At 47.4% G+C, this 16,374-nt stretch carries 10 protein-coding genes; 7 read left to right on the forward strand and 3 right to left on the reverse strand.

Annotated features, from left to right (window positions below; genetic code table 11):
• Positions 1–523: 523 nt before the first annotated feature.
• Together serA and LG294_RS06920 are read left to right on the forward strand one after the other, a co-directional pair.
• Positions 524–2,119 (forward strand): phosphoglycerate dehydrogenase, encoded by a 1,596-nt coding sequence (gene serA, locus LG294_RS06915; protein WP_404290794.1) that lies wholly within the window; start codon positions 524–526, stop codon positions 2,117–2,119.
• A 309-nt stretch (positions 2,120–2,428) separates the two neighbouring features.
• On the forward strand, positions 2,429–4,609 hold the full coding sequence (locus tag LG294_RS06920) for a hypothetical protein (protein WP_404290796.1): 2,181 nt from the start codon (positions 2,429–2,431) through the stop codon (positions 4,607–4,609).
• A gap of 172 nt (positions 4,610–4,781) precedes the next feature.
• On the opposite strand, the gene LG294_RS06925 is transcribed toward LG294_RS06920, so the two are convergent.
• From LG294_RS06925 to LG294_RS06935, 3 genes are all read right to left on the reverse strand, one after another.
• On the reverse strand, positions 4,782–5,216 hold the full coding sequence (locus LG294_RS06925) for a hypothetical protein (RefSeq protein ID WP_404290798.1): 435 nt from the start codon (positions 5,214–5,216) through the stop codon (positions 4,782–4,784).
• Positions 5,194–5,721 (reverse strand): hypothetical protein, encoded by a 528-nt coding sequence (locus LG294_RS06930; RefSeq protein WP_404290800.1) that lies wholly within the window; start codon positions 5,719–5,721, stop codon positions 5,194–5,196. The genes LG294_RS06925 and LG294_RS06930 overlap by 23 nt, the downstream gene beginning before the upstream one ends.
• Positions 5,722–5,889: 168 nt before the next feature.
• The gene (locus LG294_RS06935) at positions 5,890–6,075 is read right to left on the reverse strand and encodes a hypothetical protein (protein WP_404290802.1); all 186 of its coding nucleotides are present in this window, start codon (positions 6,073–6,075) and stop codon (positions 5,890–5,892) included.
• Between the two features lie 821 nt (positions 6,076–6,896).
• Here LG294_RS06935 and LG294_RS06940 point away from each other — a divergent pair.
• From LG294_RS06940 to LG294_RS06960, 5 genes are all read left to right on the forward strand, one after another.
• Complete coding sequence (locus LG294_RS06940; protein WP_404290804.1) at positions 6,897–8,030, forward strand: polysaccharide pyruvyl transferase family protein; 1,134 nt, start codon at positions 6,897–6,899, stop codon at positions 8,028–8,030.
• A 485-nt stretch (positions 8,031–8,515) separates the two neighbouring features.
• Positions 8,516–9,469, forward strand: coding sequence for a hypothetical protein (locus tag LG294_RS06945; protein WP_404290806.1), 954 nt, complete (start codon positions 8,516–8,518; stop codon positions 9,467–9,469).
• Positions 9,470–9,745: 276 nt separating this feature from the next.
• On the forward strand, positions 9,746–11,275 hold the full coding sequence (locus LG294_RS06950; protein WP_404290808.1) for a heparinase II/III family protein: 1,530 nt from the start codon (positions 9,746–9,748) through the stop codon (positions 11,273–11,275).
• 885 nt (positions 11,276–12,160) lie between these two features.
• A complete protein-coding gene (locus LG294_RS06955) occupies positions 12,161–14,146 on the forward strand; it encodes a glycosyltransferase (protein WP_404290810.1) in 1,986 nt (661 codons plus the stop codon).
• The gene (locus LG294_RS06960) at positions 14,143–16,146 is read left to right on the forward strand and encodes a glycosyltransferase (RefSeq protein ID WP_404290812.1); all 2,004 of its coding nucleotides are present in this window, start codon (positions 14,143–14,145) and stop codon (positions 16,144–16,146) included. The genes LG294_RS06955 and LG294_RS06960 overlap by 4 nt, the downstream gene beginning before the upstream one ends.
• Positions 16,147–16,374: the final 228 nt, after the last annotated feature.

Here is a 16,374-nt window from a genome sequence, read left to right on the forward strand (position 1 = left end):
GACCGGGAGAGAAGCATCTAAGGCGATCAAACCTGTAAGCTCCGTCGAGTATCTGCCGGTTCGCGGACAATAAGCCAGGGCCGTTGCCACTATTCGGATTGCTCCATGTGGCTGAATAGAGGACGCACAACGTGACTTCAAAAGCTTAGGAGAATTCGGTACTTTTATTGCCCGGGAGGCGACAGTTCAAAGCTACAGGTACCGAGGGTGAGGGCTAATTCCAACGAGGATCTACGGCCTGTTAAGGGGAACGCTATTGATATGGGTTCGAAACGTAAAAATTCACAAACCCAATGGCCTCAGCCAGCATGATTCTCGCCAACATCCAGATGGGCGGTCGATGCACATTCCACATCATAACGACTAAGTGAAAGTTTTCACAAAGTCGTCTGAAAGCCACGTAATATGCGTAAATTCAACAGTTCCTGAGGCTTCTCGGCGTTAGGGTGGAACATGTTGGCGAACTTCAACAGTCGCCTTCATGCAAGCATCAGCCCAATGAAATCGCAAAGGTGCCACACCCGTGTCTGACAACAAGCCAATCGTACTCCTGGCCGAACAACTATCCCCAGCAACTGTCGCTGCGCTCGGTCCCGACTTTGAAATTCGTCAGACAGACGGAGCAGACCGCTCCCAGCTCCTCGAAGCGATCGCCGACGTAGACGCTATTCTCGTCCGTTCGGCCACCCAGGTGGATGCCGAGGCAATCGCCGCGGCCAAGAACCTGAAGGTTATTGCCCGTGCAGGCGTAGGCCTGGACAACGTTGACATCAAATCGGCCACCCAGGCTGGTGTCATGGTGGTTAACGCGCCCACCTCAAACATCATCTCGGCAGCAGAGCTGACCGTGGGCCACATCGTTTCGCTGGCTCGCCGTATTCCTGCCGCGAATGCCTCGCTGAAGAACGGCGAATGGAAGCGCAGCTCCTTCACCGGTATCGAGCTTTTCGAAAAGAAGGCCGGCATTATCGGCCTGGGTCGTATCGGCGCCCTCGTTGCGGCTCGCTTGCAGGGCTTCGGCATGGACGTCATTGCTTATGACCCTTATGTCACCCCAGCTCGCGCCTCCCAGCTTGGAGTCACGCTGGTGACTTTGGATGAATTGCTGGCCCAGGCCGACTTCGTGACCATCCACATGCCAAAGACTCCAGAGACGTTGGGCATGCTGGGTAAGGAAGCCTTCGGCAAGATGAAGAACAGCGCCTACGTGATCAACGTGGCACGTGGCGGTCTGGTAGATCAGGATGCGCTGTATGAAGCATTGAAGAATGAAGAGATCGCTGGTGCCGGCATTGACGTCTTCGTGACCGAGCCAAGCACCGACCTGCCATTCTTCGAATTCGAGAACGTGACCGTTACCCCGCACCTGGGCGCTTCCACCGATGAAGCTCAGGAGAAGGCAGGCGTATCTGTAGCTAAGTCGGTCCGCCTCGCACTGGCCGGCGAACTAGTGCCAGACGCCGTCAACGTTGCAGGCGGTGTCATCGACGAGAACGTTCGCCCAGGCATCCCGCTGATCGAGAAGCTCGGCCGTATCTTCAACGCACTGACTTCGGGATCGCTAACCAGCATTGATGTGGTCGTTGCCGGTGAAATTGCCTCACTGGATGTGAAGGCTCTTGAGCTCTCCGCATTGAAGGGCGTCTTCATGGACGTTGTCTCGGATCAGGTCTCTTATGTGAACGCTCCGGTGCTTGCCGAACAGCGTGGTGTGGCGACACGTTTGGTCACCACCGCCGACTCGCCTGAGTATCGGAACCAGCTGACCATCAAGGGTGCAACAAACGAGGGCACACAACTTGCAGTTGCGGGCACCTTGACCGGTCCAAAGCAGATCGAAAAGCTTGTGGGGATCAACGGTCACGAGATTGAGATCCCAATCACGGATCACATGATCATTGTTCGCTACTCGGACCGCCCAGGTGTTGTCGGCTCACTCGGCAACGTGCTGGGGGAGCAGGGCATCAACATTGCAGGTATGCAGGTTGCGCGTGATGAAGCACGTGCCGAAGCAGTTGCTGTCATCAACATTGACTCAGCGCTTCCTAGCGGAGTGCTTGACGTTGTTGGTGCGGCCATTGGTGCAAGCGTTGCCCGGGAGATCAACTTAGCAGACTAGTTTTCATCAAATAGGGTCAAGCGAGACCAGCCATGAGAGACAGATGTACTTATGGCTGGTCTCCTTCTGTTTGCGACCAAACTGAACTATCGGTCAAACGAACTGAATAGCAATATATTAGTGTTTTCTCCTCTTGATCGATCGCTCCGTTCGAAAGTAGGTCAAGCGATTTAACCGAAAAACTATGGTAGATAATCTTCGCTCGGCACTGTGAATTTATTGCCTGATTTGGCGCTAAGCTAGGATTTCAACTGATAGCCCATTTAGCGAATGCCCCCGCAGACTGTAGTGACGATCGAAGGTTGAAATATGACGTTGAAGCCAATGAATTCCTTAGAGTATGTCCTCATCAAAACTGATGCTTCGGAGATACAGATCTGTCCAAGAGCTGACGATATAGATTCGGCTCTGTGGAGCATTGAACGTATGGCTGGAATTTTACTGTCCAACCACGGTGCAAAGATTCATGCGTTATCTGATTGCCTTGTCACCAATATCAGCCTTGCAACGCTATTGAGGAACCTCGGTGAATGGGTTGCGATAGGTAAGTCGGATGCCAAAGAAGGATCTCGATATATTGCTCTGAGCGATGCCTACGGTTATGCGCCCTTATTCTATAGTCTTGTTCCAGGGAGTGGAATATTTCTATCTGACAGTTTTCAGGGTATCGCCGCCGGTCTATCTGACAACAATGTGACTTTGGATCTCGATATTACCCACTACGCGACAATGGTGTCCGCGAGGGGTTCACAATTATACAATTTGAGTAGCACTCGGACTATGTCTGAACAAGTTCAGATCCTGGACGTTACTAGTGTCCTAATTGTCGAGAAATCTGAAGCGAAAATAATAAATAGAAATAATCTGACTAATTCTGGATTTGCAGAAAGTTATGAGACTAATATTGATTTAGGGATTGAGAAATCCAGCGAGATTCTTGAATCGATTTCGTCCAATAATAATGGAAAGAAGAGAATTACCCTTTCGGGTGGAGTCGACTCTCGGATAGTTTTCGGGTTGCTAAAAAAAGCCGGTGTTTCTTCCGAATATCAGGTATTTTCTGACGATCCGAGGATTTGGCCTATCGAAAATTCTGTCGGTGTCATTGAACGTGATATTTCAATAGCCAATCAGATCCGCGAGGATTATGGGCTTTCTTGGTGGGACGGCGATAAAAAAGCTACGTTGTCAATCGATTTCTTAGAGTCACTGAAATTTTTTCAGAGCTACAGATCCAACTTTTCATATACTTTCAAACCGATGTCGACCCACGAACTTTTTATCGACGACGTAATTACCGCTAGAGGGGGAGGCGGCGAGCTTCTTCGTTCAACTGAAGGTGGAGCTACAGCAACTTCATCCTTTACCGAAGAAATGGGGGAACGACCTAACGTTGACGACCAGTTTTTTGAGTGGGTCTCAAAACGTTACTTGCAAGGATCGGTCAATACAGATTACTTCAGCCAAGGTTCGGTCGATCTTTTTACGGCTGAGCTCAGGGATTGCACAGGAGAAACTCCAGAAGAAGTCCTAAATTCGTTGTATTTTCGGACTCGCAACAGGGCACATTTTGGACACGCCCGGCTCGATTCTTCTGCGAATGACATTGTTTTACAGCTGCTATCGAACCCATTTTTTCTCAAAGCCTCATCCCAAATTGAATTTGATATGAGAAAAAAAGGAGATTTAGTTTCGGAATTATTTGACAAAATCGAACCCGGCCTCAGAGGGTATAATTTCGAAAATAAAACGTGGACTGATAAATTGAGCTTTGATAATCACCTGAACATAGTGTCTAGTGATAAACGTTGGATTAAATCGTTAGATTCTGCTTATATCACTCAACCTGAACCAAGGTTCCTAAAGGGGTGGAGTCCAGGTATTCGTGGGGAATCTTTCAATTTTAATGCGGTAAAATCCTCCATAAATTATGTCAAACGTGCAGCTTTTGCAATTGAGAATTGGTATAGTGGATCAGATCTAAAGGAACTCAGAGATCTCCATGCCCGAGTGATAAATGGCGCCAGCAATGGATACTTAAATTTAAGTGTTACGGTTGCCAAAATGGCATCAGCGATCGATGTTCTTTTTCCCCAAAAGGCTGGTATCAGGAGTTTAGTTTACGATACAGAAAGTTCGAATGGAAATAAAATCGATATTCACCGAATCGAAATAGCTTACCCATTTGGTGTTCAAGATGGATGGCAAAATGACCCAGTGTTTGAACATGTTTCTTTACTTGAAGTAAAAGGTAACGGACTATTGGCCACAATGTTACCAGTTTCGACTTCGATACGCTCGATGGAATACGCTTTTTACCTTCAAAGAGATGGAAAGACCGTCGATCAAAAATGGTATGGGCAACAAACCGCCGTCGAATTCGAAATAGATCAAACAATTGGCGGGTTGTATCGGTCAATTTCATTCGTCAGGCCCAAGGGCGAGCTGGGGCCGATTTATCACGTTGCATCGAAGGATATTCGTCTATAATCTTTGGGAGATGGCTTGCAGAGTCGGTAACCAGTCTCCAAAACATTGCGAATCAGTGGTAGATCAGGAAAGCTACGGTGTGCTTTAGTTGCTTTCTGCTAACGGGTGTCCCGTTGCTTCGATCAATAAAACCGGTTTGTCCCGCACCTCTCTCAGCGCCAAGAATCTGGCCTCAGAATTTCACGGTGTTCAGCCCGTATTGACCCGGTTCGTGCGTCAAATTGGTTTTATGGAAGTACCCCACGTACCACCTGTTTCGTGCCAAAGCCTTAGTAAGTACTCTTACTCCACGCTCGCGCTTCGCCAATTGCTCTCGAAGCTCGGCAGAAACTTCAGCAGGGATCACCACATAATCACCATTGACTTGTATTTTCGCCGAACAAACACCCTTCAAGTCGGTGATAATCCGCTTCAAACTCCTCCCAGTCAACTCCTGCAAATACCGACCAATTGCCAAGGCAGCGAACACCACGGTCAAATGAGCATCAATGGCGTCCTCATCCCGATAGAACACCGGAGGAGCGGAAAGGTCACTCTTAGTCATACGGAATGACGCTTCAACCTGCCAGAGGTCATGGTTCGAATCAAGGACCTGCTGACCTTTCATCAATGACTGCTCGACATTGGTCACGATAGCCCTTGAGCCCGGCCAGCACGTGGGCTCGCTCGATCCTGGCCTCATCCACCGCAGGCTTCATCCCGGTCGTTTTCACGAACCGTGCTTTACGCATCTGGCTTGTGCCTTCAGCGATGTCCATGGCTCGGCGCTCTATCAGATTGATGTACCGATTATCAGTGCGGAAACGCTTCACAGACCATCGATAGTTCACTCGGCGTTCTCGGCCTTTTGCACCAGTGCACATGACGCGCTTCGATTCCAGGATCTGCCCGTTAGCGAACCGGTTGCCTTTCGTATCGAAATGTTCTTGCAAGTCATAAGGTGCTTTGGACAGGGTGTCTTTGTAGTCTTTGTAGTCTTTGTAGTCTTTGTCGTAGCAGCGGTGCAGGCTGCGAGAATGGGTCCGCAAGGACGGGGGCGGTGCGGAGGTTTCATCGAGCACTCTGATGGTGTCTGCTTTGGACGTTGGCTCGATGAGCCTGGCGAGCATCATGGCGCAATCTCTCGTCACCAAGGACTTCGAACCCAAGGCGCGTATAGGCTACCGTGAGGATGTCCCGCAGTTCAGTGGCTTGGGACGCGACGACTTTCGCGGTGCCCGTGGCGCCGGCTCGTGGTCTTCCTCGGTTAGGAATCACGTCGGGCAGTGCGGCGTTTTGGGTCAAGTCAGCGACTCCGACCAGGGATGCGGTTCTTGTTCTAAATCGCCGAAGTCGAAGGCTTGTTGCCCTGGATGCAGGCGTTGCTTGGCGGAGCGCAGCAGCAGTGTTAGTTCGGCGTCGGTGTTCGCTGAGCCGATGTGTTCCACAGAGGTGGCTGTGCGTCCGGTTTGGTCCTCGACTTGCACGGCGACAGCGCCGGATGAGGTGCGGACCTTGCGGATGAATCGGGACCCTATTTATTAATAATTTCTTCGGTAAAGACGTGAAAACACAACATCAGGTCATCAATTTATTGAGGTTTTCAATCACAAAGCGTGGCACGAAACAGGTTCCAGGCCGGCTTCCAACGCTGACGAGGTCAAAAGCGGTCCGGCTGAAGGGATACAAGCGCTGGTGGTGAGAACCGTGAACACTTAGGTAAGTCTCTGTTTGATGGTGCCATTCGTTCGATAATTTCGTGCTTAAGGAACATTCAGGATGGGTAGGCAAGCTTTCCTAGCGCGGGTACCGACGAGGTTCCGCAACTGGTTGCTGATCAATAGTTCACTGGCCCAATGAACATAAAGACACTGCTTGGCCGGTTTCGGCATTTCAGGTTCATGACGTAGCGCACGCTGAACCTGGAAACACCAGAGCACTACCACCAGTCGAGAATTAGTGAAACAGTGGTATGCGATTGCCCCGTCCCCAACACCTGGGTCCATCCCTGGATAGACGGCTGCGTGTCAGTGAGCCACTCGTAGTGCTCAGCCTAAGCCACAGTGGCGGTGCTGCCGTCAAAGGATCCAACGCAACCTCCAAAACCGGCTGGGAGGGATCTAAGACGCTAGTCATGATAATTACTTGTCGCAAGAATGCATGAACCCGAGTTGACGCTAAATTGTGGGTGCATAAGCGCGCCGTGAGTAGTCTCATCGAATTGTAGCAAGTAGTCTTTAATGCGAATGCAGTTGGAATATTGAAACGCTAGCAAATATTCGCATTATCTATTGCTCAGGAGTCTAATATGAAGCCTATTGCCGTTGGCGGAATCGTTACTTCACTAGAGGATGAATTCCCCTACGTCGATGAGAACGCCGGGAACATGATTCATGGTCGCGCACCATACGAGATGTTCAGGGGCTCCGTCGATGTGCGACGCTCCGGGTGGAGATATCATTACGGAGCCAGGACTGCGATGGATTTCATCAACACCCAGTGTTCTCACTATATATTCTCTTGTGCAAATATGATCCAGTTTCAAAATCACACTGAGCGTAAAAAGCAGGCGTATGTCTCTCTAATGAATAGCCTTGACGCCTGCAAAGTTCCTCTTGTCATTTTCGGGCTCGGCGCACAGGCTCCCAAGACCGGCGAAGCGAACCGTGCCGACTTACCGGATGAAGCAATTGAGTTCATGAAGTTCCTCGGAGAAAAATGTGAGGTTATTAGTGTTAGAGGTGAATTTACCGCAAAAGTATTTGCAGATTTTGCAGGCGTACACAATACACAGGTCACCGGATGTCCATCATTTTTCCAACGCCCCAAAGCGTTTTCAGAACTTAGAGAATATTTGAGTGGACCGCGTCGTGGGGGTATTTCTTTTAATGCAACGCATTTTAGGAAACTTGAAGAAAAGAATCTCATGGCACGAGCCGTTCAAGAAGATAGCTACTGGTTGGAAGTTCATTCCAAGGAGATGCATAAATTTGCTACTGAAGCTCAACTTAGTCCGGAGACTGCAGAAGTGCCGAGCGCGTTCTACTCTTTGTTGGAGGGCACTGGCCCACAGCTTAAGCGTGAACAACTAGTGGACTATTTTGCCCGGCGCTACAGGATTTTTCGCGATGTAAATCCGTGGTATCAGTTCAACAAAGAATTCGTACGGTTGAGCTACGGAACGCGGTTCCATGGAAATATGGCAGCCTTGTTAGCGGGGCGCCCTGGCTTGTGGCTAACCCATGATTCGCGCACTGCGGAATTAACCAAGACTTTACATCTGCCGAATCTGTCAACTCAAGAGGCTAGCAGCATGACGACCGCCGAAATGGAGGAATATGTCGACTATGAAGATACATTTAACAATTTAGATTCACTATTCAATAATTTCAATAGTTATCTTCGAAATTTCTCCCTCAAGGAGATTGCGCTAGAATTCTAGAATCATTGCTATAGACACCATTTGTTGTTGATTGTTTTATGCGAGAGATTCATAATATAATTTTCGGAGAAGTGTTTTAGTTGATTTACTACTGATTGTAATTACTTCTGAAAATTTAGGTGCCTATTGACACGTAGGTGAATTTCAATAAAGAGAAAATCGATTCACTTGTGGCCCACGGTTCCATGGAAACACAGTGACATTGGTAGTTGAAGAGCAAGTCTTTGAATTGTGCATGATTATCACACTCACGAAAAGGTTGAGAAGCGCCCAGCTAGACGAACGATAATCGCACTTCCGCGTAAGAGTCCTAAGTACACGCATTGTAAGAGCGCGTTGAGCTGCGCTATTTGGTTAGCAGCCCGAGCGTACACACTGTATTTTAGACACATTTTCGATGAATGTCTTCCTTACTGGAATTAACTTCATATGGAACCAAGTTTTTATTTTAAATCTAGATCTGATGGACAAGTCGGGGAAACTAAATGGTAAACACTACGTTTCATAGCGATTATTCTCGCTTTAAGGATCGATTGTGGATCTGGGAATCTGTCAATCAGTTCATCAGAGAATCCTCGTTCCAGGATGGTATTCATCAGATTGGGCTTCAGGATGGTAGATATTTTGACATGCTGGTAAGGGGAGTGAATGGTCGATACAGCAACTTGCCAGTATTCTTCAATGGTGCTGTCATACGTTCGAATTCGGCGCCCCCTTACTTTTCGGGGAGCAAAGTTGCTGTGGACGCAGCTTCCCCCGTAATTTCGATTGCGGATCCGACCCTAAATCTCGCTGGGGATCTGGGAATCGGCTGGTACACAGGTGGCATTGGATCGAAATTTGATGCTGCATTAGTTACGGTACTCAACTTTCTTAGACTCCGAGCTGGGGCCAACCTCATCCTGGTCGGAGGTTCAGCGGGAGGCTTTGCCGCTTTACATTTTGCTGTGTTGCTCAAAGAGTCGGCTCTCGTATGGAACCCTCAAATAGATTTTCTTAAATACAACCCTGAACATGTAAGTAAATTCTTATCAACGAGATTTGAGTCGCCATCTTGGATGGAAACTCCCTCAGAAATTAGAAATGAAAACGGTCAGATCATAAACAAAGTCGCATCAAGTTTTTTAGCACGGACTGGTGTCGAAAGCGAGATTAGCAATCTTAATGGCCTAGACAGGCTGGTTTATTTACAGAACAGATCGGACAATCACGAAAAGATTCATGCGTTACCTGTCCGCGAAAGATCTCAATTTACACCAATTGGTTCTGGAATTTACAATAAATATGATAAAACGATGTTAGTAGCTGAATTCAATGAAGGTCATCGGGCGCCTTCCCGTGAGCTGATCACTTACGCTCTGATCAGAATGCTGAAAAGAGATACGACCACTCTATCTATCGCAAAAAATATCCTCAATAAATTTCAAATTACCGTGTAAACTCAAAGTTGTACATAAAGGTAAATCATAAAGCCTATTCGACTGTTCGTAGCTTTGTGATTCAATGTTAATTGATAACATGTGATTTATTCGCGTACATCTACCTTCTTGGTAAATACCAGCAGGCACACGTATCTCTATCCTTCGGTGATTTAGGTGCTTATGTGACATCACATAGATAACATATGGGTTAACGCCGGATGATGACTATATTAGTCTACGATGTATTTAGACTAAATTGAGTTGCAAGATAATTTTGTATTGGCGGGATAAAGCATGGATAATTCAACAATAAGTAGATGGTCTGATGCAAGCAGCAAGCGATGCGCTGTTAAAAATACGAACGGTCATCCTCAAATTACGCTTCCTAATGGTGTACCTTTTGAAATTCACGATGAGTTTTTCCCGGTCGACTGGAACATGGAATTTTCCAAGGACAAGGCCGCTGCACGGTTATGGTTTAGATCTTTAACTTATTTGCCGACGGTTGTCACTACGCAGGGCGATTGGCTCGTTACAGAACGAGTACTTGCCGACTTCCTGGATTTTATCGAAAAGGGATTCTTGAATCCCGCCGTGATTCGAATGCCATCTCTGGATCACGCGTTGGCGATTCAAATACGCGTGTGTTGTGAACTCTATCTGCGGGCAAAATCGCAGGAATTGCAAGCGAAAACGATTATAAGTCTTATCGATAAGATTCTGCCTATCCTTCTTGAACTCGCGAGAAAACCGCGGATGCGTTTGAATAATAACCATGGAATTATGGTGTCACTAGCACTTCTCCAGGTTGCTGTTTTTTTCCCTCATCTGGTTCCTCAAGTACAAGCAGAAAATGATCTAGTGGTTACACTTGAGCAACTTGGCACAATTATCGATGAAGACGGATTGAGCTATGAGAACACACCCACGTATCAGGGTTTGTTCGTTCGACTTCTGCAAGACTTCACGGAGCTCTCTTCCATGGATCCACGATTAGTGGTAGCCTCTGAAAAATATTCTCTAATACTAGGTCGTGTTTCGACCGCGTACCGTCGGTTATTACTTCCCTCTGGTCATGTACCACCACTGGGTGATGGTGGTTTAGGGAGAGAAATTGATTTATTGCCACTGACGGGAAAGTTTGTAAGCACCGATAATGGTATCTATGTAAATAGCAATCCCGATTCTTATCTCTCGATTATTTGTGGAGCTCGTTCGGCCGTTCATAAGCAGATGGACGATACTTCATTTTTATTGAGCCACAACGAAAAACTAGTTGTATTAGACGCTGGGGTCTACAACTATGACCCTGACAATGATATCGGCGCAGCAATACGTACTCAGCGGGGTCATTCAGGGTTGTATTTTCCAAAATTTGATCTGGAACCACTCAGCTTCTTCAATAATGGAGGATCGCCGAGGCGTGTGGTCGCAGATATGGAATACGTTGAATCTGACGGTCGAGATTCCATACAGTGTGAATATATATTAGATGGCTTTAGGGCCAGGAGAACATTTAATGTGCTCTCGCCAACTTCTTTTTCATTGATCGATCGTTGCTGGGCTCCTGACGGAAGTTCTGGAGTCTCTAGATTCTTGCTGTCAGACGATATGGTGTTGACGTTTTGCAACGGTCTTGTTGAAGGCTCCGACAATACTAATTGGATCCGAATAAGGGTTCAACCGGAGAGTAAAATTAGTATAAAGCGTGGCGTAGTGTCACATAGCCTAAAACAGAGAGAAAACTGTTGGGTGATTGAGAATCCTGTGAATCCGGGTGGCAGACCATCAATAATTGAAATTGAAGTCGGCTCTAATCTTTGAGCATCTGTGATGCTAACAGGCAATAAATAAACGAATTCATTGGTTTTCGACCGATGACGCATGAAATAACGTCTAAATATAAATGGACGCGTAACCAGAACAATATTGTCCATTGGTTCTAGCTCCCGTCGAATCAATGGACATTGCGACATATGCAGTCAAGGACATCTGGAACAATATTAGATGATTGAAACGAAACTATGCTGAGCACGCGATTCACGAAATTTACGTGCAATTCATCGAAACAGTTGGTCCTCAATGACTATATCGCCTCGTAATCGTGGAGAATTGCAGCGTCAAATCAGCTTTCTGCATTGCCGAATGCTGAATAGCGTTAGTTGGTGCCGCTAGGCCGGCGACTTGGTGTGAGACTCGCTGTCCACGAAGTCACGAGATCCGGTGTCTACGATGTGACGAGATTACACACCACGTCGTCAGAACAGCCGAACCACCCGAGGCTATTCAGCAGTTGCTTCTCCATTTCCGGATATTCAGTTTTGACACTTTTGTTGTACGCGAAAGTGCCCCCGATACCGGATTGAACGCATACCTAACCGTTCTTTCGTTTAATTCGCGACAGTGAGTACTTAGAGATACGCGCTTTCCGGTAACCGTCGGTCGCTCAGTCCTTTTGGATCCATCGAGTTTGTAACGTAATTAGCGCTTTCACATGAGAAATGAAGTAGCATTAATATGAACCTCAAGGTATGGCTATGCCTAAATTTGCAGAGTTCGAGTAACGACAAGATGCTAAGAGCCGCCTTCCTATAATCCTTGGAAAGACACATGATAACTACAGCGCCAACCCAGTATCTAGACGCGCCTACGTCACTCCAGAGTGTGAGAGTTGGGCATTCCATTCCAGCTGGTACTCGCAACATCGTTGTGGCTATCGCTGCAGAATGCACGTCTAACCTTGTCGAGCGCGGTGCACTCCTAAGTTATAAAATCTTTGATTCAAATGGAAACGTTTGTATCCCAGCGGGACATTTTTCGCAAAGTCCAAAACTTGGCCCTTTTTTCTACCTATCAATTCGTGACAGAGAAGACCAGCCAGTCCAGAAGACTGTAAAGTCCCTTGAAGTTCCTCCGGGTGCTGCACGCATTGTCTTTTCAGGTTTGGCCTGGAAGCCGAGTATGAAGACTTCAGTGCATGAGCTGCATATATTGTCCGTTGGCGAAAACGGTTTCGACGATTTAGAGGATAGCGGTATCCCTGAATGGATAATTGAACTCGGGGATCCGTCTCTCAAAAAACCATGGGGGCAGCGAGCAAAAAATCGTGCAAAACGTGAGCCAGGTAATTCTGAGCAATTTCGGAAATGGTCTATTGGGAAGGAAATCGTAGGTAAGCCCAAGGGCTTGCATGCGATTGCTAACGAATACCAGACAGCTGGACCGAAGAGAGCCAACAAAATTAAAGTCGCAATAATTTGCGACGAATTTACCTACAACAGTCTATCGCCCGAGTTCGAATCAATCATATTGCTACCCGAGACCTGGCGTGACCAAATCGAGGAATTTCAGCCGGACCTTTTCCTTTGTGAATCGGCATGGTCAGGAGTTGACAGTAAGACTCGTCCATGGCGTGGAAAGATTTACAGTTCGGTAAAATTTGCGTATGAAAATAGAACCACGCTTTTTGAAATTTTAAACTACACCAAAAAACATTCCATTCCGTCGGTATTTTGGAACAAAGAAGATCCTACTCATTTCCAGGACCGGATAAATGATTTTGTATCCACAGCTGCGCGGTTTGACTACGTTCTAACGACTGCTGAAGAAGTAGTTCCTGACTATCGCAAATTCTTGCCGTCAGACAGAGTTGGGGTGATGCAGTTTGCTGCCCAGACGAGGACGTTTAATCCATTGGGATTTGCCGAACGAGACAATGGTGCAGTGTTTGCTGGTGCCTGGTATAAAATTCATCGTGAACGCAGCCAAATGATGCACACAGGATTTCAGTACGTACTTGACGGGGGACTAGATTTAACGATTCATGATCGTAACTTTGGAAATAAATCAGATCTACAGTTCCCTGAACAATATTCCTCTTTTATTCGTAGACCCGTGAACCACCGCGCAACCGCCGCATTATACCGTAAATACTCGGTTGGTCTGAACTTCAATACCGTTTCGAACTCGAAGACGATGTTTGCAAGACGTATATTTGAACTGGCGGCCTCTGGCACCACGGTTGTTTCCAATTATTCGCCAGGGATTGAAAAGATCTATGGCAAGGACATGATTTATTTCGATCGGGACAAGAAATTGCTCCAAGACTATGATCCGGCAGAACGTTCCGAAATGGCTTTTCGGGCGCTCCAAACGACATTGGGTGCGCATACCTATCGGCACCGATTTGAAGAGATTTTGCGATTCATTGGGATGCCTTTTACTTCGGTTCGAGAAAAGCCGACAATGATTAGTCGCGTCGCGAGTCACGAAGAAGCCGAAATTGCATTGTCATATTTCGAGAACCGAACCAACATATACTCCCGGTTGCTCCTCGTCGTCTCCTCCGTGCTTCCAACTTCTCAATCGAGCGCTTACCTAACCAGGTACATGTCGAAGTTTGTAACGGTTATCTCCGAATCGCTATTAGTCCAAGAAAACGTACCTGCGAGCAATTTCGTGCAGACTGCAGACTTGATTTGGGTAGATCCAAGACAGGACTTGAGTCGGGAAACTGTAGAAAACACATTGCTGCACGGCGAATACACGCACCAACCTATAGTTTTATCTGATCGCAAAGATATTGGATGGAGTGCTGGAACAATACGCTCGGGAATGCGCATCACAGCCCCTGACGTCGTTCAAGCCATCCTGCAACCCAACACTGTCCGCCCTATTTTGGAGGTTCCTCGATGAGCTCGGCACAAACAATAATTGGTAGTGATTGTGCTCTAAGCATTGTGGTTCCCATGCACAACGCGGACAATAAGCTTGGTTTATGCGTCGACTCCCTTGAAAGCTTGGGCAGCTATACCCAATTTGAGGAGCTCCTGGGGGATCGTCAGTTTGAAGTCCTTTTCATCGATGACAAGTCAACGGACAGTACCTACGAAAAGCTCGAAGAGTTGTGCGGAGACCACGAAAATTGGGCCTTGTATCAAACGGAAAAGAACACGGGTTCACCATCGACGCCGAGAAATATTGGCATTGATAATTCACTGGGCGACTATATCTTTTTTCTTGATGGCGACGATGAAATCGATCCCGAAGGCATCACTAAAGCGCTAGCACTCGCACAGCAAATGGACCACGATCTGGTGCGCGGTTCGGTCGAGGTGAACTATTTGGGTGAGCGCCGTACCGTCGTTGACCGAATCAAAGTTGTCGAAAACATGCCTGTTGAGGACATGATCACCACCATTGCCAAGGGGCAGAGCCTCAATTGCTCTGCTTTATGGAAGCGTGACTTATTGGTCCGGCATAATCTCCGATTCGACCCGAATACTCGCATGGGAGAGGACTTGGTGTTCACCTCCGCAGGGATGAACAGGTCCGGGTCAATTGGCTATGTAGACCACCCCTTGTTTCACTATATCCGTCAGCCCGGTGGTGGAAACTCCGCGATGCACTATTATTCCGGTCGAGAGCTGCGTGAACTTGTCACATCTTGGCAGTCAGTTGAAGACTCATTTGCAGAGCGTGGATTGAGCTACATGGAACTGCATGGGGACAGGACAATTAATTACGCACTACGGTTGGTCATTCGCTACCTGGATCCAACAAATGTAGATGAAGATGACATTAGGTTCTTCGCTGATTTTTTTGCGCGCAATAAGACAACAATTCGAGAAATCAATTTCGCTGACCCACATGTTCAAGACCTTGTTGGCACCCTCGCAAGGGGAGACGTGAAAGTGATTCGAGAAGAAATTAAGCCACGGCTACTGATCGCTGGCCATGACTTGAAATTTATCAAACCGGCTATTCCCTTGCTCCGGAAGAATTACCAAGTTCAGATTGATGAGTGGCCAACTGAAGTCCTTCATACCGAAGAACTGAGTAGTAGGTGGTTAGATTGGGCAGACTTCATTTGGGTGGAATGGCTTACGGCTGCTTCCGTATGGTACTCCGAACGTGTGCGCCCAACCCAAACACTCGTGGTCAGAATGCATCGTTATGAGCTTGGCCGGAGCTACGGAGATCAGATCAAAAGATCTGCAGTCTCCGCGTTTATTACCATTGCCCCTCATTGCATGGAAGACCTAATCGAACGATTTGAATTTGATCGCGGCAAAGTACGTTTTGTTCCAAACTTCTACTTTACGGATTCATATAAGCGTGCAGACCCTACGAATGAAGACCGAGTATTCAAGCTAGCAATAATTGGTGCAGTGCCCCAACGCAAGGGCTATCTAAAGGCTCTTGAAGTTCTGTCAAAGTTGAAGGAAACTGACGATCGATACTCGCTATCGGTTATGGGTAAGAGTTATCGGGAGCTGACATGGGTTGCCGGAGACCCCCTAGAACAGGCATATTTTAGTGCTTGTGACAGTTTTATCGATGCCCATGATCTGAACGATAGCGTGCATAACCTAGGATGGGTCGATACCTACGATTCGGTGCATGAATATGGTTTCGTCCTGTCAATGAGCGAACATGAAGGCTCACATGTTGGTCCAGGTGAAGCTTTTTGCGCTGGCAATCAAGGCGTATTCCTGCCGTGGCGTGGAGTTGAATATGTGTACCCAGAAACATCGGTGTTTGACGACACGGATGCAATATCGGAATACATCCTTAGCATGCGGAATCTAGATGAATTCAACCGAGTCGCAATTGCTGGCCAAGATTACATGCGAGACAACTATGACATCGGTCTATTTACTGATCGAGTCGACAAGCTACTCCGCAGCGTTTAATCTAGTCAGAAATTAAAAACACAGAAGGCTCTGCGCTTTATCAGTCTAAATGCAGAGCCTTTGATGTATCAGAAAGTAAGTGAACTTTAATTCGATCGCCACCATCGAGGCATGTCTGGCGAGGCGACACATCTAACCAAATCTTGACCGCCGCTACGCCCGAATTGCGGCGCACATTTCAGCATCCCGTTTAGACGGATTCCCACCGAAAGTTAAGTGCTGGTGGAC

The sequence above is a fragment of the Glutamicibacter arilaitensis genome, from assembly GCF_044793945.1.
In the GTDB taxonomy this organism is placed as follows: Bacteria; Actinomycetota; Actinomycetes; order Actinomycetales; family Micrococcaceae; genus Glutamicibacter; species Glutamicibacter arilaitensis_B.